Raw genomic sequence first — 1,540 nt, 5'->3', positions numbered from 1 at the left:
AAGAATCTTATTGAGACATCAATATAAAGGAATGGGTCTACATATAGGATAGGGGTGGCCTGATTTCTTTACCACCCCAACATTTGACGGAGAACCTAAAATTAAAAGCATTTACGAAATAGCATCGTAAATGCTTTTTTACATACTTGAAACAACATTACAAATGATTACATAGAAATTTGACCAATTGTTGTCCAAAATTTTACTTTAACATACCCTCAATTTAAACTATAAACTATAATATCATTATCATGAAAAGGATGGTGTACTTATTTGAAAAAAATATTTTATGGGAAAAATATAGTATTTATGAGTAAAAATGATGAATTATGAGCAAAATTAAGAAATTTATGAGAAATTTTTGCTCAGTTATGAGAAAAAACTTAAAATTTAAGAGTAAAAATACTAATTTATGAGCAAATCAGCGTACAAAATCGTAAATCAATTTCCATATGTGACTCTCTTTTCATAGACTAGGGTGAGATCTATGTATCACATAAGACAAGAAACGGCACAAGATTGTATGGCTATTAAAGAAGTAAATAACCTAGCTTTTGGACGGAATAATGAATCCCAATTGATTGAGGAACTTAGAAAATCAAGATCTTTTATTCCTCAGCTCTCATTAGTTACTGAAACGGATACACGTGAAATTGTAGGACATATTTTATTTAGTGAGATTTCTATTGAAACCAAAAATGGATCTATTCCATCTTTAGCTTTAGCTCCAATGGCAGTTAAACCGAGTTATCAAAAAATAGGCGTAGGTTCTGCGTTAATAAAAGAAGGATTAAAGCGATGTAAGGAATTAGGATACCATTCGGTTATTGTCTTAGGTCACCCTGAATATTACTCAAAGTTTGGTTTTATAAAGGCAAGTACAAAAGGGATCTTTCCACCATTTGACGTTCCAGATGAGGCGTTTATGGTATATGAACTACAACCAAATGCATTTAAAGGAATTCAGTGGACTGTGAGGTATCCAGAACCTTTTCTTAATGTCTAATGAATTTATGGACAGAGTGGTTTAAAATTGTTTGAAAAAGCTGATTATAGAAGTGAAATCAATTTTACTTTGATTGATTATAGTTGACGATATTTTAAAACTGTTTAAAACTGTGATTTGATATTTCTTGTTAGATCCCATGAATTGAATAAGCTGATATGCCGATGTGGCGGAATTGGCAGACGCGCATGACTCAAATAGCTTTTTGCGTGTCAACGTCCACCAAACGTTGAATTTAACGTGAATATCAGTTAAGAATAGTACGCTACGACAATTACGCAACTCTTTCTGTTTCAACTTCGCAAATTTGTTAATGCAAGGTTGGAAAACGGAAAGGGGTTTTTTTATTTTGTTCAGAAGTTGAACTATAGTAGATAAATCAATTTTTTGGCTTCAGAGAAGCATTAAAATCTTTATTTACATAAAAATGGATAAAATAAGGAAAACTAAGGTAAGGAATTTTATACAAATAAAAATTATTTAAATGGTAAGAATGTAAGGAGATAGTATGAGTGTCAACAACGGTGATAAAAT

1 protein-coding gene is annotated in these 1,540 nt (G+C 31.1%); it reads left to right on the top strand.

The window, feature by feature from the left end:
- Window positions 1–487 precede the first annotated feature (487 nt).
- Entirely contained in the window at window positions 488–1,006 is a 519-nt protein-coding gene (locus ABES52_RS16875; RefSeq protein ID WP_429652474.1) for a GNAT family N-acetyltransferase, read from the top strand.
- Window positions 1,007–1,540: the final 534 nt, after the last annotated feature.

The organism is Aeribacillus pallidus (genome assembly GCF_050478865.1).
Lineage (GTDB): Bacteria > Bacillota > Bacilli > Bacillales > JACDOC01 > JACDOC01.
The sequence above is the reverse complement of the archived record's forward strand: the minus strand, read 5'-3'. Positions and strand labels throughout refer to the sequence as shown.

What these genes read in the sequence shown, in the direction of transcription:
- ABES52_RS16875 (WP_429652474.1), top strand. Translation starts at nt 488, where the DNA reads ATGTATCACATAAGACAAGAAACGGCACAAGATTGTATGGCTATTAAA.